The organism is Leptospira bandrabouensis, assembly GCF_004770905.1.
Lineage (GTDB): Bacteria > Spirochaetota > Leptospiria > Leptospirales > Leptospiraceae > Leptospira_A > Leptospira_A bandrabouensis.
Map to the genome: position 1 here is coordinate 194,341 of NZ_RQHT01000012.1, position 22,591 is coordinate 216,931.

Annotated in this window: 18 protein-coding genes and 1 tRNA gene; 11 read left to right on the top strand and 8 right to left on the bottom strand. The window is 40.0% G+C overall.

Going from position 1 to position 22,591, the window contains the following annotated elements; translation table 11 throughout:
* Positions 1–12 precede the first annotated feature (12 nt).
* The 4 genes from secD to EHR07_RS04575 are packed head-to-tail and all read left to right on the top strand — an operon-like array spanning position 13 to position 4,742.
* Positions 13–1,947, top strand: a complete 1,935-nt coding sequence (gene secD / locus EHR07_RS04560) for a protein translocase subunit SecD (RefSeq protein ID WP_135743986.1) — start codon at positions 13–15, stop codon at positions 1,945–1,947.
* Positions 1,940–2,878: a protein translocase subunit SecF gene (secF, locus tag EHR07_RS04565; protein WP_135743987.1), complete on the top strand. Its 939-nt coding sequence runs from the start codon at positions 1,940–1,942 to the stop codon at positions 2,876–2,878. Before secD ends, secF begins: the two co-directional genes overlap by 8 nt.
* A gap of 10 nt (positions 2,879–2,888) precedes the next feature.
* A complete protein-coding gene (locus tag EHR07_RS04570; protein ID WP_135743988.1) occupies positions 2,889–4,130 on the top strand; it encodes a bifunctional diaminohydroxyphosphoribosylaminopyrimidine deaminase/5-amino-6-(5-phosphoribosylamino)uracil reductase in 1,242 nt (413 codons plus the stop codon).
* A gap of 3 nt (positions 4,131–4,133) precedes the next feature.
* Positions 4,134–4,742, top strand: a complete 609-nt coding sequence (locus EHR07_RS04575; RefSeq protein ID WP_135743989.1) for a riboflavin synthase — start codon at positions 4,134–4,136, stop codon at positions 4,740–4,742.
* On the opposite strand, the gene EHR07_RS04580 is transcribed toward EHR07_RS04575, so the two are convergent.
* Positions 4,739–5,119, bottom strand: coding sequence for an STAS domain-containing protein (locus EHR07_RS04580; protein ID WP_135743990.1), 381 nt, complete (start codon positions 5,117–5,119; stop codon positions 4,739–4,741). The genes EHR07_RS04575 and EHR07_RS04580 overlap by 4 nt on opposite strands.
* Before the next feature lie 118 nt (positions 5,120–5,237).
* On the opposite strand from EHR07_RS04580, the gene EHR07_RS04585 reads away from it, so the two are divergent.
* Positions 5,238–6,446, top strand: coding sequence for a bifunctional 3,4-dihydroxy-2-butanone-4-phosphate synthase/GTP cyclohydrolase II (locus EHR07_RS04585; RefSeq protein WP_135743991.1), 1,209 nt, complete (start codon positions 5,238–5,240; stop codon positions 6,444–6,446).
* A gap of 158 nt (positions 6,447–6,604) precedes the next feature.
* On the opposite strand, the gene pdxH is transcribed toward EHR07_RS04585, so the two are convergent.
* From pdxH to EHR07_RS04600, 3 genes are read right to left on the bottom strand one after another with little or no spacing between them, the layout of a single operon-like run.
* Positions 6,605–7,243, bottom strand: a complete 639-nt coding sequence (pdxH, locus tag EHR07_RS04590) for a pyridoxamine 5'-phosphate oxidase (protein WP_208739720.1) — start codon at positions 7,241–7,243, stop codon at positions 6,605–6,607.
* Positions 7,236–8,084 carry a prepilin peptidase gene (locus tag EHR07_RS04595; protein ID WP_135743992.1) on the bottom strand — a complete coding sequence of 283 codons (849 nt, stop codon included), beginning with the start codon at positions 8,082–8,084 and terminating at the stop codon, positions 7,236–7,238. The genes pdxH and EHR07_RS04595 overlap by 8 nt, the downstream gene beginning before the upstream one ends.
* Positions 8,085–8,127: 43 nt before the next feature.
* Positions 8,128–9,225 (bottom strand): pyridoxal phosphate-dependent aminotransferase, encoded by a 1,098-nt coding sequence (locus EHR07_RS04600; protein WP_208739699.1) that lies wholly within the window; start codon positions 9,223–9,225, stop codon positions 8,128–8,130.
* Between the two features lie 81 nt (positions 9,226–9,306).
* Between EHR07_RS04600 and EHR07_RS04605 the strand changes: the two genes are divergently transcribed.
* From EHR07_RS04605 to EHR07_RS04625, 5 genes are read left to right on the top strand one after another with little or no spacing between them, the layout of a single operon-like run.
* Positions 9,307–12,324: an AAA family ATPase gene (locus EHR07_RS04605; RefSeq protein ID WP_135743993.1), complete on the top strand. Its 3,018-nt coding sequence runs from the start codon at positions 9,307–9,309 to the stop codon at positions 12,322–12,324.
* Positions 12,325–12,329: 5 nt separating this feature from the next.
* Positions 12,330–12,818: an SsrA-binding protein SmpB gene (smpB, locus tag EHR07_RS04610; RefSeq protein WP_002974168.1), complete on the top strand. Its 489-nt coding sequence runs from the start codon at positions 12,330–12,332 to the stop codon at positions 12,816–12,818.
* Positions 12,815–14,167, top strand: coding sequence for a ribosome biogenesis GTPase Der (gene der / locus EHR07_RS04615; protein ID WP_135743994.1), 1,353 nt, complete (start codon positions 12,815–12,817; stop codon positions 14,165–14,167). The genes smpB and der overlap by 4 nt, the downstream gene beginning before the upstream one ends.
* Positions 14,164–14,784 (top strand): glycerol-3-phosphate 1-O-acyltransferase PlsY, encoded by a 621-nt coding sequence (gene plsY / locus EHR07_RS04620; protein WP_135743995.1) that lies wholly within the window; start codon positions 14,164–14,166, stop codon positions 14,782–14,784. Before der ends, plsY begins: the two co-directional genes overlap by 4 nt.
* Positions 14,774–15,403, top strand: a complete 630-nt coding sequence (locus EHR07_RS04625; RefSeq protein ID WP_135743996.1) for a hypothetical protein — start codon at positions 14,774–14,776, stop codon at positions 15,401–15,403. Before plsY ends, EHR07_RS04625 begins: the two co-directional genes overlap by 11 nt.
* Here the strand turns inward: EHR07_RS04625 and EHR07_RS04630 are convergent.
* Complete coding sequence (locus EHR07_RS04630; RefSeq protein WP_135743997.1) at positions 15,367–17,307, bottom strand: motility associated factor glycosyltransferase family protein; 1,941 nt, start codon at positions 17,305–17,307, stop codon at positions 15,367–15,369. The two genes, EHR07_RS04625 and EHR07_RS04630, sit on opposite strands and share 37 nt — an antisense overlap.
* A 78-nt stretch (positions 17,308–17,385) precedes the next feature.
* Between EHR07_RS04630 and EHR07_RS04635 the strand changes: the two genes are divergently transcribed.
* Positions 17,386–20,169 (top strand): chromosome segregation SMC family protein, encoded by a 2,784-nt coding sequence (locus tag EHR07_RS04635; protein WP_135743998.1) that lies wholly within the window; start codon positions 17,386–17,388, stop codon positions 20,167–20,169.
* A gap of 125 nt (positions 20,170–20,294) precedes the next feature.
* On the opposite strand, the gene EHR07_RS04640 is transcribed toward EHR07_RS04635, so the two are convergent.
* The 3 genes from EHR07_RS04640 to glnA all read right to left on the bottom strand — a co-directional run bounded on the left by EHR07_RS04640 (position 20,295) and on the right by glnA (position 22,254).
* Positions 20,295–20,585 (bottom strand): Cys-rich protein, encoded by a 291-nt coding sequence (locus EHR07_RS04640; protein ID WP_135743999.1) that lies wholly within the window; start codon positions 20,583–20,585, stop codon positions 20,295–20,297.
* Between the two features lie 19 nt (positions 20,586–20,604).
* Positions 20,605–20,681 (bottom strand) — tRNA-Met (locus EHR07_RS04645).
* Between the two features lie 112 nt (positions 20,682–20,793).
* Complete coding sequence (gene glnA / locus EHR07_RS04650; RefSeq protein WP_135744000.1) at positions 20,794–22,254, bottom strand: type I glutamate--ammonia ligase; 1,461 nt, start codon at positions 22,252–22,254, stop codon at positions 20,794–20,796.
* Positions 22,255–22,591 lie beyond the last annotated feature (337 nt).

The following is a 22,591-nucleotide window of genomic DNA, read 5'->3' on the forward strand; positions in this document are numbered from 1 at the left end:
GAGCAAACTAACTTGCAATCGTATCGACTATTGATTCTTCCTTTTTTGATTCTGGCTGTTTCATTTACAATATTGTATCCGAACTTTGCCGATCGCACTTTAAAGATCGTTGTGAAAGAAGATGTTTATTCTTTGCCAGAAGCTGATCAAAAAGTTTTGGTAACTGCTCTTTTTGAGCGTTGGGCTAAAGATTATGGCAAAACTTCTGGTTGGACCATTGAACCACAAGGAACCCTTCCTCCTAAAGAAAATCCTTTTTATATAGTAAAAGGTAGATTTATCACATCTGCCAAGATCAACCAAATCTCCCAAGAAAACCAATCTTTGGTCAGTGAATCCAAAAACAAATTAGAACCTACTTGGATTGAAGAAACAATTCGGGGTGGAAAATCATTATCGATTAAATTGGGTCTTGATTTACAGGGGGGGATGAGAGTGGTCCTCAAAGGTGACTTTGATGATTATACGTCCAAACTCAAAGACCTTTATGCAAAAGAAATTGCGGAACTGAACCTAATACTGAATAACCCTACGGCAAAACCAGAAGAAAAAGAAAAAGCAAAATCAAGACTAACAGAAATTGAATCTAGTTTTGATCTTTCTCCCATGCGTAAAATTGTGGAGTTAGAAAAGGCAAAGATGATTATCGACAATCGTCTGACGACCCAAAACCTTACAGAGCCACAAGTTCGTATCCAAAAAGAACAAGATGCGATTGAAGTTTCTCTACCTGGTGTTGCTAACTCAGCCGCTATTTTAGAAATTTTACAAAACACAGAAACGGTAGAGTATCGTTTAGAAGAACCAACTCCTTTCCTTTATAAAAGCCAAATTGCAGACAACGAACGTCGTATGATGGATTTAGGAAAAAGAGAAAATACCGATATTTTCTTATTCCAAGAACTTGTAAAAAACAAAGCAGGAAAAAAAGCCCAAGACGAGTTTTTAGAAGGTTTGGAAAGAAAATACAATATTCCAAAAGACTTTAAAGTATATGCGATGTGGGCACGAGGAAATGCGGCAAAGTCTGCACTTTTGCCTCGTAGTTTTGTGGTTTTGGAACGTAAAATTGCCTTATCTGGTAATGATATGACCAATGCCCAACCATCATATAACTCCAATTCCTATGGATGGATGGTAAGTTTTACTCTCACTCCGAATGGGGCAGAAAAGTTTTTTGATCTTACTTCACAAAACCGTGGCCGTAACCTAGCAATTGTTTGGGGAGATAAAGTGATTTCCAATCCAGTCATCAATGATCCAATCGCTGGTGGACGAGCGGAAATTTCAGGAAGTTTCTCTGAACAAGAAGCCATTCGATTGGCAAACGTAATTTCAGAAGGAGCACTTCCAATCCCACTTTCTGTATTGGAGATGCGATTTATTGGACCAACTCTTGGAATTGAATCCATCGAAGTGGGTGTGAAAGCCGTTGCGATTGGGTTTTTCCTAGTAATGATTTATATGATCTTCTATTACAGATTAGGTGGGTTTATTGCTGACGTATCTCTACTCATCAACCTCATCATTCTTGCGGCCCTTCTAACTCTTATGGATTTTACATTAACACTTCCAGGGATTGCAGGGATCATTTTGACAGCGGGTATGGCAGTAGATGCAAACGTTATCATTTATGAAAGGATCAGAGAAGAAATTGAAGAGGGAAGGGCACTTTCCATTGCGGTCACACGTGGTTTTGAAAATGCTTTTTGGACCATTATGGATGCAAACGTCACCACACTCATTGCGGGGATTCTAATGATTCGTCTTGGAAATGGACCTATCAAAGGTTTTGCGATCACTCTTTGTTGGGGGATTGTCACTACTCTTTTTACTTCTCTTTTCCTCTCTAGATTGTTTATGGAACTTACTGTAAACCGTATGGGAGTGCATCATTTAAATTTAAGGCCTTTCTTCTTTGGAAAAAAGGAGACTACAAATGCGTAATATCAATTTTACAAAGTATAAATACTTTACTCTTAGTTTTTCATTTTTGGCGATTGTTCTGGGATTTGCCATCACCTTTGGTAAATACGGTGGGTTTGCTCATTCACTAGACTTTAATGGTGGGCTTCGTACTGTTGTGGAACTTCCGGCTGACAAAACTCGTTCTGACTTAGAAGGTTACTTTCAGTCAAAAAACATCGAAGCTGTTGTGATTCTTTTGGAAAAAGAAAAGAATATTTACCAATTGGACATCGGGCTTGGATCTCTTGAAACCATTGAATCTTTGTATAAAGAAATTCCGGAAGCAAATCGTGAGTCTTCTACTTCTGCCATTGATCGTTTTGTGCAACTTCTAAGATATGAATACAAACTTCCTAAAGAAAAAGTATTATCTGCAGACCAAGTGGGTGCGGTTGTTGGTGGAGAGTTAACAGAAGTGGGAATCACACTCCTTCTTACAACACTTGCCATCATCCTTTTGTATTTGAGTATTCGATCTCAGTTTAAGTTTGCTTTGGCTTCTTCCATTGCTCTGGTTCATGACATCCTTATGACTTTGGCACTCATTGGATTTTTACAAATTAAACCAAGTGTTCCAATCATTGCGGCACTTCTCACTCTCCTTGGTTATTCCATTAATGATAAAATTGTGGTATTTGACCGGATTCGAGAAAATGCGCATGGTAAAGACAACTTAGCACTTTCCAATATCATCAATGTTTCGATCACACAAACCTTGGGTAGAACCATCAATACTTCCTTTACAACTATGATTTCTGTTGTGGCGATCATCGTGGGTGGGGCAGTGGAATTGTATGATTTTGCTTTTGTTCTTCTTTTTGGTGTGATTGTCGGAACCTATTCTTCTATCTATATTGCAGCGCCTATTTCTGAGATCTACGACCAACTCAGGAAAAAACGATTCGCATAATAAATATTTTATGGATGCAGAGAAACGGAAGGAAACTTATTCTCTGCATTCCCTACTTGGGTTTTTGGCAATGGGAAAAACCGGAGCCAATCCTCCTGTCTCTGCCGTCTTAACGGATGAAACAGGTTCCATTCTTGCCATTGCCCATACTCAAAAATTTGGTGGGAACCATGCGGAGCGGGAACTATATGCTCGTTATCCGAATATAAGTGAAAACCAAATTCTTTCCGTTAGTTTAGAACCCTGTACCCATTTTGGAAAAACACCACCTTGCCGTGATTTGGTGATCGAAAGAAAACCGAAAGAAATTAAACTCGGATGGAAGGATCCCAATCCTTTAGTGACTTCTGGAGATTGGGAAAAATATGCAGAGTCAGGCATTTCTGTCGCTTTAGATCCCATGCTTGCAAAAGTATCCCTTCCTTTTTTACAGGGTTTTTTACACAGAATCAAAACAGGGCGCCCTTGGGTATGGATCAAAGCAGCCACATCGATCGAAGGAAATTATGCTTCGAAAGAAAAAAGAAAGGAACGTGTGAGCTCGGAAGAGATGGATCTTTATTTACAAGTTTTCCGTGCCAAAATGGATGCCATTGCTGTAGGTCCTGGAACCGTTTTTGTTGATTCTCCCTCACTTCATTTTCGAATTACAGAAGAAATGGTTCTTACACAAAAACCAGGAATCCGGGTTACAGAATTAGAACCTTTTTTTGAAGCCGGTGCTGGGCTCATCTCTTCCTTATTATCATTCACAAAAGATTCTGAAACATTACATCGTTTGGAAGAAGAAGTATACCAACCATTTCGTATCTTTTGTTTGGATGAGAACAGGCTACCATCTGAGACTTTTTTTGCCAAACAAAGGGAACTGACCGAAAAGTTTGGAGTCAAAAAATGTATTTTTTTTATTCTAACAGAGGACGATTCAAAACCTATTTCAAATGAATTAGAGGAACAAATCAAAATCCTTTCTCCTTATGAAGGAATTTTGATTTATCCCGATGAAGGTGATAAGTTTTTAGAAATACTTGGAGAACTCGGGGTCAATACTTTGTTATGTGAAGCCGGTAGTTTTTTCCCAAACTTCCTTCAAAATGAACTTTCAGAGGAAGATCGGATTTTGGAGATTCGAAATGAAAAAAAATCCATTCCAAATGGAATTCCTTTTGTTTATCATAATGAACCACTGATTTCTGAATACCAAGTCGGATCAAACCGTATATTTATCAGAAAACTACAAAGGAGCATCTAACCTATGTTTACAGGTCTTGTTGAAACCCTCGGAAAAGTAATCAAAATCGAACCAGTTGATTCGGGAATTCAATTCACAATTGAAACTGAATGGGAAAACCCTGATTTAAAAATAGGAGATTCCATCGCCATCAATGGTGCTTGTATGACGGTCACCGAGTTTAGTGACTTCGGCAATTTATTCAAATTTTATGCATCTTTTAAATCCTTGGAACTTACCAACTTGTCTCGGTTAGGGGAGGGCTCGCCTGTCAATTTGGAACGAGCGATGGCACTGGGACAAAGGTTTGGTGGTCATATGGTCCAAGGCCATGTGGATGGAATGGCAAAGGTGGTTAGCAGAAAACAAATAGAAGCAGAAGTGGAAGAGTTTTGGGTAGAGATCCCAAAAGATCTACAACGTTATTTCGTTAAAAAAGGTTCTGTGACTTTAGATGGAATCAGTCTTACTGTGGTAGATGTGAAAGATGGAAATATCCAACTCATCCTGATTCCAGAGACAATGGAAAAAACAAATGCAAACACTTGGAAAAAAGACCAATGGTTGAATGTAGAAGTGGATGTGCTTGCCAAATACATTGAAAATTATTTGGAACAAAGGTCTGGATCTTAGTTTCGTTTCAATAGATCGTCGATTTCGGAATCCGTATCGTCATCAGAAACATATTTGGTCCGAAAATCCATTTCGTTCATAATTTCAAAAAACATATCTAATTTTGCTAATTTGAATACGTTCATGATCATGGGTTTCATTCCGACAAGGATGAGTTTCCCCTTTTTGTTTTTCAGTGAATTGAGACTTTTGATCAGGGAACCAATTCCTGAGGAATCGATATAGTCGAGGCGGCTCATATCGATGGAAACAATACTGGGATTTGGTTCGATGATTTTTGCAAAGATAGATTCAAATTCTTCTGTAGATTCTATATCGAATTTTCCAGCAATTTCAATGGTTTTGATCTTTCCTGTTGCGTTTAGTTTTAGTTCCACAAGGCCTCCGATCCGGATTATTTAGACAAAAGAAAGGGGAAAAATCAATGACTTTCTTTGGGAATCTTCTTTAATTCGGAACGGCTTTCAGAGTTTTAGTATATAGAGGCCTTCCCCAATGATACGTCCGATCGAAGAAGCAATCGAAGAAATCCGCCAAGGCAAAATGATCATTCTCGTCGACTCTGAAGACAGAGAAAACGAAGGAGATTTGGTCTGTGCTTCCCAATTTGCAGACAAAGACAAAATCAACTTTATGGCCACCCACGGCCGAGGACTCATTTGTGTTCCAATGGAAAGGGAAAGGCTCCAAGCCTTAGGTTTAGGTAAGATGGTGGATGACCTCTCTCTCGGTGACAAACATGGAACCGCATTTACGGTTTCTGTAGACGCCAAACATGGAACAACAACGGGAATTTCAGCACCTGACAGAGCCAAAACGGTAGAAGCACTCCTTGATCCCAAAACCAAATCGGAAGATTTGATGCGCCCAGGTCATATGTTTCCCTTGCAAGCGGTGACTGGTGGAGTTTTACGAAGGGCAGGCCATACGGAAGCGGCTGTCGACTTGGCAAAGTTAGCTGGTCTATATCCAAGTGGTGTCATTTGTGAGATTATGAATGATGACGGTTCGATGGCAAGAATTCCAGATTTGGAAAAATTTGCAAAAACTCATGGCCTTAATATTTATACTATCGAAGATCTCATTCGTTACAGAAGGCATAAAGAAAAATTAATCCATTTGGAAGTGGAAGCAAGTTTACCAACGGAGTTTGGTGATTTTAAAATCAAAGCTTATTCCACTCAAATTGACGACAAAATCCACATGGCACTGGTAAAAGGGGAAATCGATTCCAATAAACCTGTACTCGTGCGTGTTCATAGTGAATGTTTGACAGGAGATATTTTTTCTTCCCAACGATGTGATTGTGGACCTCAACTCCATAATGCCCTTCGTATGATTGAAAAAGAAGGAACGGGAGTTCTACTTTATATGCGCCAAGAAGGGCGTGGGATTGGAATCATCAATAAACTCAAAGCCTATTCCTTACAAGAGGGTGGGCTTGATACAGTGGAAGCCAATGAAAAATTGGGATTTGCACCTGACTTACGTGAATACGGAATTGGGGCGCAGATTTTACGAGATATTGGGGTGAAACAAATGAAACTCATTACCAATAACCCTCGTAAGATTGTGGGCCTTGAAGGTTACAATTTGCACGTAACGGAAAGAGTTCCGATTGAGATTGATCCTGTGGAAGAAAATACCCGTTACCTGCAGACCAAAAAAACAAAGTTAGGTCACTTACTCAATCTCCACGGTTGAAATTGAATTAGATCCAAGTGCTTTGAATCGACCATCACTATAAAATTACTAAATGGTGATGGTTGAAAAAGATTTTTTCTCCATGGAATAGGTTTTATTTAAAAGAATAACTTTCCGTTCATTACCAAAGGTTCCGAATCTATTTCCTGAAACCAACGTTAAGGAGATAGTCTCGACCGTTTCCAACCCGAATCTAGTCTTTCAAAAGATATTCTATCATGTAACCTTCCGACCCTTCCTTGCCAAAATTCGATTTTAGTAGGAGAGACCGTATACCCACCCCAATTTTCTGGTTTCGGAATTTCTTTTCCTTCCCATTCTTTTGTAAGGGCAGCAAATTTTTCTTCTAAAAATTCTCTAGATGGAACCACCGAACTTTGATTTGATGTATGGGCTCCGATTTGTGATTCCCTCGGTCTTACGGCAAAATAAGTTTCTGATTCTTCTTTTGCAATGCGGCTTGCTTTTCCCTCAATACGGATTTGTCTTTCCAGTTTGGGCCAAAAGAAATTAAGAGCAACATGGTTGTTTTCAGCAATGTCTCTTCCTTTATCGGAATCATAATTGGTAAAAAACTGGAACTCGTCACGAATCAGGCCTTTGAGTAAAACAATACGCACCGATGGATGGCCTGATTTGTCTACCGTGGCCAGGCTCATAGCATTGGGTTCGGCTTCTCCTTCTTCTTTTGCTTCCGAAAACCAAAGACTAAATAATTTTAAGGGATCAGAACCCGCAGTTTCTTCCGAAAGAACAGAGCGAGTATAGTGTTTTCTCATATGTGGTAATTCATTCAATGGTTCCATAGATCGGAAATCCCTCCCAGTTGTAGTAGTGGACTAGTAACTTTGCAAAATAAGTTAAAAATAATCCGAGGGAAAAATAAAGACCCATAGGAATCTTTTTTCCCTTTAAAGAATCTCCTTTTTTTCGTAAAAGAAAAGTAAAACCTACAGCCAGTAGGTAAGCGGAGTTAAAGTATAAAATCCAAAAGGGATTTCCGGCAATGGCAGCAAAAAAGGGGGAAAAAAGCACATCACCCAGGCCAGTACCCCCGCGAAAGAGAAGATAAATCAAAAGATAAAATACTAAAAATCCCAAAAACACCCATAAAGTTTCTAAGTTGAATGATTCACTAAACAAGAAATAGTTGGAAAGGAAACCAAAACCAATGATGAAGGGAAGGTTTTCATAATCCAAAGAAAATTTGGCGACATCTGTCATCATTGAGATAAGTAAGTGCCCAAACAAAAATAAAAGGAAGATGGTTCCCAAGATATCTTCCGAAACAAAATAAACAAAGATGGCCATGAGACCAAAAAGAAATTCAGACAATGGGTAGAGTTTCGGTAGTTCTGTGTCGCAGGACTTACATTTTCCTTTTGTAAAAAACCATCCTAAAATAGGGATGAGATGAGTTTTAGTCACCAAATGCCCGCAAGACGGACAGTGACTTGGTTTGGAAAAAATGATTTTCCAGCGGTTAAAACCAATGGTTTCTTTTCTTTTTTTGCCGTAACAATAGAGGAGGATACGTTCCCCAAGGGTTGTATAAAAACTAGCTAAGGCCCCGCCAAAAAAAAATAGGATTCCATAGGTCGATAGGGTCCAGAGTGATAACCAAATCGATTCGTCCATAAAATCCAATGTATTTCCTTACCTTTAATCTGAAGGACGGAGTTTAACTTTCCTTAGAAAGTTCTTGTAAGGCCTTCATCCCTCGTTTCAAAGTATCCCATTCGGTGGCAAAGGAAAGCCTTACAAAATTCTTTTGGTCACAAAAGATATATCCTGGAACAAGGATGAGGTCTTTTTTGACCGCCCTTTGGATGAATTCTTCATCAGTGACAGGAACTTGGAAGAAGGAATAAAATGCCCCACCTGATTTTTGGATGGGGTAGTAGTCTTTTAAGGAATCATAAACAAAATCGCGTTTTTCACGATAGTCTTGGATATAAGCACTCATATCTGTTTTTAATGCTTCGATTCCAGCCCATTGGGTGATGGAAGGAGCACAGACTACAGTATACTGCTGTAAGGTGGTGAGAGCTTTGATGACTTTATCTTCAGCAAGGATGGTGGCAAGCCTAAGCCCGGTCATATTGTATGTTTTGGAAAAACCAGTGAGGGTGATTGTTTTTTCATACTCAGAACCAATGGAAAAAAACGCATTGTCATAATCAAAGAGTTCATAAATTTCATCGCTAATGAGATAGGCACCTGTGCTTTCCGCTAAATTGGCAAGGGCTCTTAGTTGTTCTTTGGAAAGAACCTTTCCTGTTGGGTTCGATGGGTTTGAAAAAATGATCAGTTTGAATTTTCTAGATTTTAAAGCTTCTAAGTCTGCTGGTTTAAAACTTTCCTCTAGTGGAACTACTTTCCCACCATAAAATTTTAACATCGCTGGATACATTAAAAAGTAAGGGGAGATGACCAAACATTCGTCACCTTCGTTCACGAGTGCATTGAATAATAAAAATAATGCAGAAGAGATTCCCGAGGTAACAAGGATTCTGTCTTCATGGGCATAAGAAATTTTGTTTTGGGTTCTGTATTTCTCAGCCATTGCCGATTTTAATTCAGGAATCCCGCCGGTTAGGGTATAAGAAGTTTTTCCATCACGTGCCGCTTTTGTTAAGGCCTCAATGATGTTAGGTGGGCAAGGGAAATGTGGTTGGCCGATACTCAAATTGATCGGGTTTTGGATAGTCCGTGCGAGCTCGAAAGCCTTGCGGATGGGGGAGGAATCAATCCCATACATTCTATTTGCGAAATCCATGAAATCATCATGGTTTTTGGGGGAGGTACGGGTCAATAGAATTTGGTTTACACCTAGGAAATGGATAGAAATCTGAAGGATATGGAATTTGTTACCATCGCCGATGTGAAAGTGCCGGTCCTCCCGCACTCAGAAAAGTTTCCCGTTTTCCCTTCTAGCCTTGTCGAAACGGACTCGGTCAAACAAACCTTACAAAAAATTCTATACCCGATGCTCGAAGGGATTCCCGTCCTTCTTGTCGGTGATGCGGGTGTGGGAAAAAACGCACTTATCTATTATATCAACTCTCTTCGTAAACAACCCACCCTTCGATTTAGTTTCAATGAAGACACACTTCCGGAAGACTTAATTGGTTCTTACCGAATCCTTTTGGATGGAAAAGGATTCACCTGGTCGAACGGCCCTCTCACCAATGCTTTGTCAGAAGGACTTAGTTTTGTTGCTGATGAGATGAACCTTTGTGCACCAAACATCATCAAACGTTTTTCTTCTGTTTATGAATCGAACTACTTGGATCTTTTGGAAGGAAGTGGGGAGAGGGTGAATGGAAAAACAGGATTCTGGTTTATCGGAACCCAAAACCCCAGTGAAGGATTTGAAGGAAGAAAACCCCTTCCTTTTGATATCACCAAACACTTTGCCGTGGTGTATGTAGATCCTTATTCTCCGGAGGAAATGTTTTTTATTTTAAAAAAACTCTATCCCATGCTTGGGGAAGATGTTTTAAAACAAATCATTCGGATTAGTTTGGAATCAGAGGCTCGAATCAAATCCGGGGAAATTGGAAAAGGTGATTTAGAAAAATACCATTTCAATCTACGTACTTTGCAAAAATATTGTAACCGTTTGGTATTATTCGGTGCCAAAGACAAAACAGTTGCGGCAAGAGAAGCACTCTACTTATTTGAAGAACCGTTCCGAAAAAAAGAAGACAAGGCAAAACAAAGAGAACTCATTGAATCAGAGTTTGGTGGATCAGTGAAACTTGTTCCGACCAAAGGTTATGTCCAAAGTTCTACCATCTTTTGGAATGACAAAGAAATCAAAACCTGGGACGAAAAAAAGACAATCTCTCTTCTATCGACTTATCCCACACCTGAACCCATATTACAATTTCTCGACCAAGTATTCACTGCCATCCAAGCCAAAGAAAACATCTTAATTGAATATAGAGAAGACCAGGACCCTCAAGAATTTTTACCACTCTTTACGGAACTCACAGGAATCGAACTTGAGTCTGTCATGTTATCTAAGGGAATGCATACCTCTGATGTTGTGGGTGCTTTAAAACCAACCGAAGAGGGAAATATTGAAAGTGTCACTTGGGTGGATGGCCCCCTAACACGCTCTATCCGAAAAGGTCATATCATTCTCATCTCAGGACTTGAATCTGCTGGTGCGGAGCTCGTTGAAAAGATGAATATGTTAACGGATGATGCACGTTCCCTAACTTTGCCACCAGAGTCCGGGGAATACCTTCCCATCCAACTCACAGAAAAATCCATCGTGTTTGGAATGAAGTCATTTCGTGCTTCTAAATCAGTAACCACCATTTCTCGCGCCTTTCGTAACCGCTTCACTCCCATTCTTTTTCCTGAACTCGAAGATGTAAAGGTTCTCGAAGAGATTTTAGAATTCTATCTACCAGAAGGGGTTCTTCCTCGTTCCTTGGCACGTTTTCATCTCAAAGCCAAGGAATTGGCAGAAAAACGCACCATTGGATCGGCAAATCTAATGCCTTACCGATTTGGGATCGCCAATCTTTTAAAATGGAAAAACCATATCTATCGACACAACCAAACAGATGTAAAAGACATTGCGATTCGTGGTGGAAAGATTTATTACACCAATCAAATTGCTGACCCAAAAGAAAGAAAGGAACTCGAACGCCTCCTCGAAGGTTTTCTTTCAGGTGTGGAAGTGGTCTCAACACTCTTCGAGGAAATCGAAGAGAAAAAAAAAACGTTTACCGTTGAGTCCGGACTAAATCGCAAAAATTGGTGGGATCCAGAACTTCACAAACGGGACCCACTAACAGGCGTTGCTAAAAAACTCAACTCTGGAGCCGAAACCAAAAGGGGTATTGAGATCAATACTCCAGAAACTGGTGGCGGCACCAAAGAAGGTCCCGATGCTTGGTATGGGCAAGACACCCAAGGGAACCAAGGCCAAGGAGAACCACAAGGCGGTGGTGGTGCTTGGGGATACCGAACCGACGAACTCTATAAACAATTTTTAAAGAAACGCCGTCTCCTTTGGGATTATTCCATAATGGTAGGTCTTGAAGAGTTTAAATCCGTCTTTGGGAAAGAACTCGAAGAGGTCGAACTCAATTTAGAACAACTCTTTGATCCAGAAATTGACATCCACCGGATGTACAAAAACGAAGGTTCCAGGGTGGATGCAAGGAAATACATTTCGTACAAAAGTGGAAGGGGAGATACAAAAATCTTCGATAAAACCACAATTGAAAAGAATGATGAAAAACTAAAAGGTGTAGAAGTTACCTTCCTTGTTTCCAAATGCCGCAGGATCTTTAACTTTGAATATTCGATTGCGATGCTTTCGGCGCTTCTTGTGAGTTTACACATCCTAAACGAACATGATATCAAAACGAGTGTTCATACTTTTTGTGATATCAAAAACTCCAAAGACACTGTGGACATTTTTAACTTAAAGTCGGCAGAAGAAGACTACACTGCGGACAAAGAGGAAGAGGTTTTCACAGCTCTTTGTAAAAATTGGCACGGGGACAGCATTCCTGAATACCAAGTTCTCTCCAATGCGGAGCGGTTTTTTTCGCCTGATGCCCAAACCAAGATCATTGTGATCCTTTCTGACTTCCGAGGCCAAAGGGCCAAAACTTATATCGAAGACGAACTGGCGTCTTTTGATACGAGAAAGTTGAAAGAAGCTGTACTGAAAAACCAGGAGAAAAATTATGTATTTTTAGGGGTGGGACTTGGGTCTCGCTATATTGCGGAACATGTGTTCCACGACTCCCTGCAGATTACGGCAGACAACTTTTATTCCATGCCGAATTTGATTGGGGCAGAAATTGCACGACTCGTGCAAATTCACCATTCGCTTAGGCAATAATAACTATGGGCAAAACCAAAAAAGACGACAAACCACGCGGAACCGATCCTTTAATCAACAAAAAGGCAAAGTTCAATTTCGAACTATTAGATTCGTTCGAGGCTGGTGTTGTACTCACAGGATCTGAGGTAAAATCCCTTCGAGAAAAAAAGGGAAACCTTACCGATTGTTTTGCCAAAGTGAGAAACGGGGAAGTGTTTTTAGAAAACTTTCAAATCCCACCTTACAAGAACGGGGGTTATGCGAACCATCCTGAAATTAGGCCTCGCAAACTTCTATTAAAAGCAAAAGAAATTGAAAAAATTGATAGGTCCATCAAAGAGAAGGGACTTGTTCTTGTAGCAACTCGTTGTTTCTTTAAGAACAACCGTTTGGTGAAGATAGATGTCGCATTAGCAAAACCAAAAAAACTTTACGACAAACGAGACGACATTCAAAAAAAGGAAGCCAAAATCGATATGGAAAGAGCCATGAAGGAACACCTACGCAAATGAAAGGACTTCCAGTGGTCACCATTGTTGGTAGACAAAATGTGGGTAAATCCACACTATTCAACGCCATCCTCCGCGCACAAAGTGCCATCACAGAAAACACGGCCGGTGTCACTCGGGACGTTTTACAAAAGACTGTCGAAAGATCAGAATTTAAAATTCCGTTCACTTTGTCCGATACACCCGGTCTTGATATTGAAAATATCGATGAAATCTCTAAGGAAATCATTGAGATTGCTTTTGAACATTTACGAAATTCGGATCTTATCCTTCATGTCATTGATCATAAAGACTTACGTAAGTATGATCATAAACTGATCGATTTATTCAAAAAAGACGAAATCCTAAAAGACAAAAATGTTCTCACTCTTATCAACAAAGTGGATACCGAACAAGACGAATATGATTTGGAACCATTTTACAAACTAGGGTTAAACGAACTTCTACCCATTTCGGCATTGGGGAGAAGGAATTTTGATCTCCTGTATCAAAAGATTAATTTTTTCCTTCCAGACAAAATCAAAATGCCGGAAGACCCGTATTGTAAAATTGCCATCATCGGGAAACCTAACTCGGGTAAGTCGTCACTTCTTAACACTTTTCTTGGATACAAACGGGCAGTGGTAAGTGATGTGCCAGGAACCACTAGAGATTCTGTTTCCGATCAGTTTTATTTTCAAAACCATAAATTGGAAATCATTGATACAGCAGGGATTCGAAGAAAATCCAAAACAGGGGAAAGTTTAGAATTTTATTCTTATAAACGGACCCTTCACAGTTTGGGGGAGGCCGATGTGGTGGTCCTTCTTGTGGATGCCATGAAGGGGCTTGGTGAATTTGACAAAAAGATCTTCGGGGAAATCCAAGAACTCGGAAAACCGATGATTGTGGCTGTGAACAAATGGGATCTCGTTCCAGAAAAAGAATCCAATTCTTGGAAACACTACAAAGACCGGATGGAGGCCAAACTTTCCATTTTGAAGGAACGACCTCTCATTTCCCTCTCCGCCAAGGAAAAACTCCGCACCCATAAACTCCTAGAATCGGTGATTGCTCTCTACGAAAAGTCCCAAAAAAAGCTGACCACCCGTGCCCTAAATGACTGGTTAAGCAAATGGGGGGGCAAAAATAAGGTGCAGAAGGCATCGAATCGACCACCGAAGGTGTATTACGCCACCCAGGTCTCCCAGATTCCTTTTAAAATTTTATTCTTTGTTAACGATACGAAACTCTTTCCGTCAAATATCTTAAGCTTTTACCGAAAGAGTATAGTAGCGGAGTTCGGGTTGGATGGCCTAGCCGTCGAGATTGAACTTCGGAATAGAAACGAGGGTAAGGAGGGCAAGGAATGATACTTGCCGCAGTCCTATTGAGCTACCTTTTGGGTGGCATTCCGGTCGGGTTTCTCCTGGCCAAACAAGTGCGGGGGATAGACATCCGCGAACACGGCAGCCGTAATATCGGTGCCACCAACGTCGGCCGGGTCATCGGCTGGAAGTATGGAATCATCGCCCTCTTTTTGGATGCCTTGAAAGGTGCCATTCCTGTCGTTGCCGCATCCTACATTGAATCTCCTTATTCACTCACCACCACTGAAATCCTTCTCGGATCCGTTGCCATCCTAGGTCATACATTCACACCTTTCCTTCATTTCAAAGGAGGAAAGGGGGTCGCCACAGCTCTCGGAGTATATATGACTCTTGTTCCGATTGTCACTGTTTGTGCGGTTGTGATCTTTTTTATAGTCTATAAAATTTCTGGATTTGTTTCTCTAGGGTCCATCTTGGCAACCCTTTCCATGCCCATTTGGTATTTTGGAACCACAAAATTCATTCCGGATTCCGAATACCAACCAGTCATCTTTTTTGTGTTAGTTGCTACTTTTTTCCTCATTTCCTATTCCCATAGAGAAAACATCAAACGTTTGGTGTTAGGCAAAGAACTGCGAGCAACACAGAATGCAAACTGAACGCGAATCGATCCTCACAAATAAAGAAAAACTTTTTCTTTTAACAAAGTTTGTAGAAGACCATCCGGAAGCAGAAATCCAGGACTTCTACAAATGGTTGTATTATGGGGAATTTGGAATGGAAGAGTCTTCCTTGATTATGACAGGAAGACAATCCATTCCTGAGTTACATGTAGTACTTAGTGAAATCAAAAAAGAAGAATCTGAGGACAGAGAGTCTGATCTCATTTGGGAACCGATGGGTCTTGCGGCAAGGTTTGTCAAAGTTTATGTAACTAAATACTATCATATGGATTGTCCAGTAAAACGTTTGGTGAATTTACTCGAAAGATCCCCTGCCTTTCGCGGGGCTAGGATGAGTTTTAAATTGGACTGGAATCTGCTGAAAGAAACCGTTTTAGAGTTACGACCTGAACTGGGCCGTCGTGATTTTATCAACTTTGAAGAAAGAATCAATTTCCACCAATTGCCAGCACTTCCATATACAGAAGGTTATGTGGATAAAAATCCCTTTGCTTACCGCGTGGTATCTCAAAAATTATTTTTTGATTATTTTCCAGAGTTTGAAGACAATTCTGTTTTTCATCCTTTTTCTGGAAATGAATCCATCATTGGATAAAGACTTCGTTTTAAATATCGGATTTCTTTTTTGATAGATTGGATCATGAGTTGGTTCTTTCGTACGAGTTCCAAATCCTGGTGACGCAAAATATAGATTTCTGTTTTCCGCACCATCCTTCTTAAATAAGACTGTTCCCGCATCCAAATCCAAATGTCCGATTCTTGAAAGGTTTGGGTTGAAGAATTCTTTTCGAATTCTTTCAGACCCTTTTCCATAAACTCCAAATCTTTTTGGATATGTTGGAATAGGGTTTCTGCACCTTGGGGGATTAAGTAGGGGGGAGTTGTCACCTCAGAGGATCCTGATGCTATCCCATTGTTTTTAGGATCGCGAGTTTTGGAAGAAACCTTCTTTGGATTTTGATCCCCCATCCTATTTTCCAAACCAAGTTTCCAAATGGGAAGTTCTCTCCAAGGGTAGTTATGGTTTGGAGTTTCAATTAAATTCTCCTTGGCTTTTTCTGGAGAAAGGGTCTGAATTCCCGATATTTCAGCGCCATCTTCATTTACGTTGAAAAGTTGCATTTCACTGACTGAACTTGCTGACTCTTCAAACCAGTGTCTGTACAAATCCAAAACATAATCAGTAAGGACAGATCCTATTCCCCCAGCCCTTGGAACAAAACGAGTTTCCCTTTTCCGAATGATGACTTCATTGATTCGTTCTAAACTATTCTTTCGACTAAGTAGGGTGAGCCATTTTTCATTATGGTGGGTTCCCGTGGAATGGATTTCTCTTCCGGAGTAAGCCAAGTCTTGGCCAAGAAAATACACAGAGGTAAAACCCATATACCTAAGCATATCAAAGGCTGTGGTAGCCACAGAGCCTCCGGATTGGATATCGCCAACTTCACGAAACACCTGTTCGGCGAGTTCTCCTCCCGCGGTGACTTCCCGAACCAGTGACCCTTCCGCATCCACTTGGTATTTTGCTGTGACAGAATGCACCACAGAATGAAACATAGGTTCCCTGAGAAGTGTAGGAGAACTGACAAGGTCTGCAAAGAGTGGAATCCTGGTCAGTGACTCACCCATAAAATGAAAAAAGGAATTGGTTTGGGCATCCAGTGTGACCACTCCATCCGCTTCGATCCCTGCTTTGATAAGAACTTTGAGAGATGTATCACAAGATAAAACAAATACTTTGTCTCTCACCGATTGTAACCAAGGAAGGTTTTTTCGTAGACTAGGACCAGCTGACACGAGTACGGCGGTTAGTCCTTTGAATTTTTCCCTTAAAGAAGAGATGGGATAACGAAGAGGTGTTTCTTTTCCTACATGAACCAAATTCCAAATAGAGTTTTTAATCCATAACCTTTCAAATTCAAACTTAGTGAGTAGGTCACTCATCTTGGCTGAAAAAACGGTTTGGGTTTTTTCTTCTAATTCACGAAAAACTGAGTTTCTATTGGTGTCGGTTGGGTTACGAATTACCTTCAGTCCACTCACTCGTTCGATGGGAAGGGACTCTAGATAGTTAAAAAACAAAGGAAAAAAGGCCTCTCCCGAAAACAAATGCCTACCGGGAACCTGTAAAACAGGGATTAAAATTTTTTCCCAAATAACAGGGATTAGGGTTTCATCATCTCCGATAAGAATGAGGATTTGTCCTGGTGTCAAAGTTTCACTGATCTTTTGGATGAGGTGGGGATTTCCAAGCCCAAACAAAATCACAATATCAGTTGCTCGTAAGGAGTAAGTATCCAATAGTCGAATGGCTTGTGTTAGGGGGGAGAAGGAAGAAGAGAGAGGTTCCTCATTTAATGAGACATAATATTCCCCTGGTTTCTTGGCAGGACCCAATTCCCAATGGTTCTCGGATTGAAAGTTTCTGAAATAATTTTGTAAGTACGGCTTTCTTTCAAAAATTTCACTGGAAATGGGATCGATAATTTGGGACATAATACTATCTAAGGTTTTTTCTTATGTCTCCCAAGCGGTGTCAACTGGGAAACAGGGAAATCGAACGGCGAAACATATATGCATTTAAAGAGCCTAAGTATTGTTGGATTTAAAACATTTGCAGATGAGACGGAGATTACTTTTGATCCCGGGTTTACTGCTGTCGTCGGGCCAAATGGTTCGGGGAAATCAAATATCGTCGATTCAGTCAAATGGGTCTTTGGAGAAAAAAGTGCCAAGGGACTTCGTGGTGAAAAGATGGACGATGTCATCTTCCACGGAACAGAGAGTAGACGGCCTGCTGGATTTTCCGAGGTTTCTATACTCTTTGATAACGATGACCATTTTTTCAACATAGATTATCCATCGGTAAAAATCACTCGTCGTTTGTATCCTGATGGGGAAAACGAATATTACCTCAATGATATCAGAACCACAAGAAAGGATATTGAAAAAACCCTTCTCGATACAGGAATTGGTAAATCTAGTTATAGTATTTTAGAACAAGGTCGAGTGGACCAAATCCTCAATTCCAAACCAGAAGAAAGAAGGGCCATCTTTGAAGAGGCAGCAGGTGTATCCCGGTTCAAACTAGATCGGAAAGAAGCCACAAAGAAGTTGGATGATACCAACCAAAACCTTCTTCGTATCCAAGACATTATGAACTCTATGGTCAAAGACCTAGAAGTCAAAGAGAAACAATCGGAAAAAGCCGAACAGTATTTCAAACTCAAATCCGATTTGGATGAATCTGACAAAAACCTAAGGTTTCTAAAATTACGCGATTTCAAACGTCGATTGAAAAAGTCAGACGAGGAATTAACCGAGATCCGCGAAAAAAATAAGTCGATACTTTCTCTCATCCAAGACGAAACCAATTTGATTTCAGAAAAGGAAACCACCAAAGAAATCAAAGAAAAAGAAATAGCAGAGATCGATAAAAAGTTATTTGATCATTTATCCAAAAGCCAAATCCAAAAAGAAAAAATAGCCAAAAACAAAACCTTTATTTTGGAGTATGAACTTCGTATTGGGGAAATTCTTTCTGCTTTGGAAACTGAAAACCAAGCCACAATCAAACTGGAAGTGGAAAAACGGGGCATTGAACTCGAGAACGAACGCCAAAGAGAAATCCAATCCACCCTCCAAGCGGAAATCCAAACTTTGGAATCAACTCGTGTTTCCTTAGAACTTTCCATCAAAGAAGAAGAAAAGTCTATCGAAGAAAAAGAAGGTAGGATTCAGGAAAATGAAAAACGCCATATCACTCTTAGGGACAAACAAAAAACGGTAATATTCGAACTCATCCAAGAGTTAGAAAATAAAAAACGCGAATCAAAGGAAGGGGAAGAACAACGTAGTGTCGACAAAGCAATCCTTCTTTCTGATTTAGACCTATACACAAATAAACTAAAATCTGCACTTTCTCATTTAGAATCTTCTGAAGTTTCAGGCGGAATTTTGGATCTAAAAGAAATCCAATTAGAACTTTATAAAGAAAAACTCACAAGTTTTTTGAAAAAAGAAGATGATTTCAGAAATCTACTTTTTGATAAAGATGGAATTTTATCTAAAAAGGAATCGATTGACCAAGAAATAGAAGATTTAATTTTAGAAAATGAAAACCTAACACGCGGTATCCGGGACAATCAAAGTAATATTATTTTACACAGAAGTCATTGGGAAGAAACAAGAACCCATATTGTAGAGTTAGAGAAAAAACTTCTCGAATCCAATTCTCGTTTGGAAAACCAACAAAAGGAAATTGCTGTCCTAGAAGAAAGGATCGGTGAAATTGAAAAACGAATTTCGGGTGCCAAAGAACAAGAGTCCGTCATTCGCGAGAAAAAGGAAGGTCTGGAAAGGGAAGTTGAGGTTCTGGAAAAAGAAATTGCAGAATCGTACCAAGAGTTTCTTTCCATGAGTCGTATTTTGGAATCGGAGAAAGAAACCTTACAAACGCTAGTTGAAGAAATTTCTGGAATCAAATCTAATATCACAAAAAACCAAGAAGTATTCCAAAACCTTCTGCCTTTACTTTCAGAAAAAGAAAGAACAAGTTCAGCACTCAAAGTACAAATTGATTCCCTTGTGGAAGAATTGTATAATGATTATTCTCTTACTGATTCTGAATTGGAAACCGAACGTGGGGGATTGGAACTGGACCAAAAAGTGGAAGAAAGAAGATTACGCTCGGCAAAGTCGGAGATCCAACTCCTTGGTTCCATCAACCCATTGGCCATTGAAGAGTATCGAAATATCAAAGAAATCTACGAACACAATCTAAAACAAAAAACTGATATCGAGAGTTCGAAAAAGGACATTGAAGAAGTTTTAAAACGAATCAATGAAGAGTCTGAAAAACTTTTCCAAGAAACGTTTGAAAAGATCAAACAAAACTTCCAAGAAACTTTTTCCACTCTATTCAACGGGGGTAGGGCAACTCTCGAACTTACTGAAAAAGAAGACTCTCTGAATTCTGGAGTGGAAATTATGGCAGAACCTCCAGGAAAACATGTCCAGAACTTGCGATTGTTATCTGGTGGAGAAAAGTCTCTTACAGCCATTGCACTTCTTTTTGCCATCTACATGGTCAAACCAAGTCCGTTCTGTTTCCTAGATGAGATTGATGCGGCCCTCGATGAAGCCAATAAACTTAGGTTCTGTCAGATTTTAGACCGCTTCAAAGATAAAACACAATTCATTGTGGTTTCCCATGCGCAGTCTACCATCTCAAGAGCCAACGCCATTTTTGGAGTTACGAACGAAGAACCAGGAATTTCCAAAATCCTTTCTCTTCGTTTGGATGAAGCCAAATCTCTTTCCAAACAAATCACTCAGAAAACCGGAACCGACAACTAGTCGGTTCTCTTGAGTATTTCATTCAGAAAGAATTTCGAAAGAATTTGAGAAGTACATAAAAAAACAAAGACGGATACGGTTCGTAATCGTCTTTGTTTCTGTTTTTAGTAGAGTTAGTTTTACTATTATTTGTTGCCTTGCATTTCTTTTAGAATGCAAGAAGAGAAAGCTTTGCAGGAATCACCGCTAGTGAGGCAACCCGCAATTTTGTTGTAGTATTTGGGACGGTTGCAGTTGAATTCACAGCCACGTTTCAGTGTGTTTTTTTGCTCTTCAGAAGCGTTGGGATTCACTTGCACTGTACAGCTATAAAACTTATCGCAAGCCTCTTTACATTTAGGAAAGTCAGCTGCTTGGATGGATCCGGTAAATAACACCAGAACCAGAATTGAAAACAAACGGTTTGTTTTTTTCATACCTTGTCCTCTCGATCTTTGGTAGCGAAGACGGGAGTCGAACCCGTGACCTCAGGGTTATGAATCCTGTGCTCTAACCATCTGAGCTACCTCGCCCTATAACCTTAGATCGTTTGGTTGAACTAAATCTTTAGTTCTTTTGTCATTTTTTGAATGGTTGGCGAATGGTAAACAAAAAAAAGCCCCGGGGTTAGCGGGGCTTTTTCTCTTAGCAAGAGTAAGTAGTGAGGAATTCGTATGGGTGAGGGCGACCTTCCCATGGCCAAATTTCTGTTTCAAACTTATAGTGTTGGTATGTTTGCAAAAAGTTTTCTGTAAACACATCACCTTGTTTGAAAATTTCTCTTTGAGAAAGCATCTCTTCCATTGCTTCACGAAGTGTGTGAGGCATTTGGCGGATTCCTTTTTCACGGATCTCATCCAATGAAAGTTCAAAAAGATCTTCTTCACGTGCAGGACCTGGATCGATTTTTTCAGTTACACCAGCCATACCAGCCATAAGAAGAGAAGCAAACGCCAAATATGGGTTAGCTGTTGAATCTGGGAATCGGAATTCCACACGTTTTGCTTTTTCACCGCTTACAAATGGAATACGGCACGAAGCAGAACGGTTCTGAGCAGAGTAAGCCAAGATAGACGGAGCTTCAAATCCAGGAATGAGTCGTTTGTAAGAGTTAGTGGATGCGTTAGTGAAGGCAGCACAAGCTCTTGCGTATTTCAAAACTCCACCAACATAGTTGAATGCGAAGTCAGAAAGACCTTGGTATTTATCCCCAGCAAAAAGGTTTTTTCCACCTTTCCAAAGAGAGATATGAACGTGCATCCCGTTACCGTTATCTCCAAAAAGAGGTTTTGGCATAAAAGTAGCAGTTTTTCCGTGTTTATGAGCCACCATCTTTACGATGTATTTTAGCTTTTGAACGTTATCAGCAGCTTCAATCAAAGTTCCAAACTTAACTCCAATTTCTCCTTGTGCTTGAGCCACTTCGTGGTGAACCACAAAAGTTTCCATTCCGATTGCTTCTAGAGTTTTCACAAATTCAGCACGGAGGTCCACTTGGGAGTCAATAGGAGCCACTGGGAAGTATCCACCTTTTGTTCCAGGTCGGTGACCAGAGTTAAAGTTGATTTTTCCTGTGTTATTGGAACCTGGAATTTCTGAATGAGTGTTCCAGATACCTTCATTAGAATCTAATTCATAGTATTGGCAGTTGATCTCATCACGAACTTTTAAACTATCAAAAACAAAAAATTCATTTTCAGGACCAAAGTAAGCAGTGTCAGCAATTCCTGATTTATTCATGAATTCGAGTGCTTTTTTAGCAATGGAACGTGGGCATTTTTCGTAGTATTGTTTTTTGTAGATGTCCCAAACATCACAAAACATAACGAGTGTTTTGTCTGCAGTGAACGGATCTAAAAATGCCGTAGAAATTTCTGGATGTAATTGCATATCGGAAGCATTGATTGGCTGCCAACGAGCAATCGAAGATCCATCAAAAGGAATTCCTTTGAATGTATCTTCATCTACGGAATTCACATAATAAGAAACGTGGTGCCACATTCCTTTGATATCCGTAAATCGGAAGTCATAGAAAAGGACTCCATTTTTTTTGGCATACTCAACCACTTCCTTTCCGGAAGTAAATTTTGGGGTTGCGAACTGCATTTGATTCTCCTTCGTTCAGAGGTCGGTCTGATTGTTGTAATCTGTTACCATTTTAAATGCAAGATTTATACCAAGGCATTTCGACCGAAATATAATGGTTTCGTGGAGTTTCTAAGCAATATGAGTTTAAATTCATGTTCCGAAACTGCGCGATTTGCATTTAAAAAGGGCTTAACGCTTAAATGTTGGGCAAAATTGCTTCATTTAGACTTTCGCCATTCCGAAGTAATTTCTCTGAAAGGGGAATTTTGGTCAACGGAATCGAATCATTTTCGGAGAGAATTCGGAAAATTTTCGGATTCAGGGCTGGTTATGTTTTTTTTGTGGCAGAGCCAGT

What these genes read in the sequence shown, in the direction of transcription:
- secF (WP_135743987.1), top strand. Translation starts at nt 1,940, where the DNA reads ATGCGTAATATCAATTTTACAAAGTATAAATACTTTACTCTTAGTTTT.
- EHR07_RS04570 (WP_135743988.1), top strand. Translation starts at nt 2,889, where the DNA reads ATGGATGCAGAGAAACGGAAGGAAACTTATTCTCTGCATTCCCTACTT.
- EHR07_RS04575 (WP_135743989.1), top strand. Translation starts at nt 4,134, where the DNA reads ATGTTTACAGGTCTTGTTGAAACCCTCGGAAAAGTAATCAAAATCGAA.
- EHR07_RS04585 (WP_135743991.1), top strand. Translation starts at nt 5,238, where the DNA reads ATGATACGTCCGATCGAAGAAGCAATCGAAGAAATCCGCCAAGGCAAA.
- EHR07_RS04595 (WP_135743992.1), bottom strand. Translation starts at nt 8,084, where the DNA reads ATGGACGAATCGATTTGGTTATCACTCTGGACCCTATCGACCTATGGA.
- EHR07_RS04600 (WP_208739699.1), bottom strand. Translation starts at nt 9,225, where the DNA reads ATGGATTTCGCAAATAGAATGTATGGGATTGATTCCTCCCCCATCCGC.
- EHR07_RS04605 (WP_135743993.1), top strand. Translation starts at nt 9,307, where the DNA reads ATGGAATTTGTTACCATCGCCGATGTGAAAGTGCCGGTCCTCCCGCAC.
- smpB (WP_002974168.1), top strand. Translation starts at nt 12,330, where the DNA reads ATGGGCAAAACCAAAAAAGACGACAAACCACGCGGAACCGATCCTTTA.
- der (WP_135743994.1), top strand. Translation starts at nt 12,815, where the DNA reads ATGAAAGGACTTCCAGTGGTCACCATTGTTGGTAGACAAAATGTGGGT.
- plsY (WP_135743995.1), top strand. Translation starts at nt 14,164, where the DNA reads ATGATACTTGCCGCAGTCCTATTGAGCTACCTTTTGGGTGGCATTCCG.
- EHR07_RS04625 (WP_135743996.1), top strand. Translation starts at nt 14,774, where the DNA reads ATGCAAACTGAACGCGAATCGATCCTCACAAATAAAGAAAAACTTTTT.
- EHR07_RS04630 (WP_135743997.1), bottom strand. Translation starts at nt 17,307, where the DNA reads ATGTCCCAAATTATCGATCCCATTTCCAGTGAAATTTTTGAAAGAAAG.
- EHR07_RS04635 (WP_135743998.1), top strand. Translation starts at nt 17,386, where the DNA reads ATGCATTTAAAGAGCCTAAGTATTGTTGGATTTAAAACATTTGCAGAT.
- EHR07_RS04640 (WP_135743999.1), bottom strand. Translation starts at nt 20,585, where the DNA reads ATGAAAAAAACAAACCGTTTGTTTTCAATTCTGGTTCTGGTGTTATTT.
- glnA (WP_135744000.1), bottom strand. Translation starts at nt 22,254, where the DNA reads ATGCAGTTCGCAACCCCAAAATTTACTTCCGGAAAGGAAGTGGTTGAG.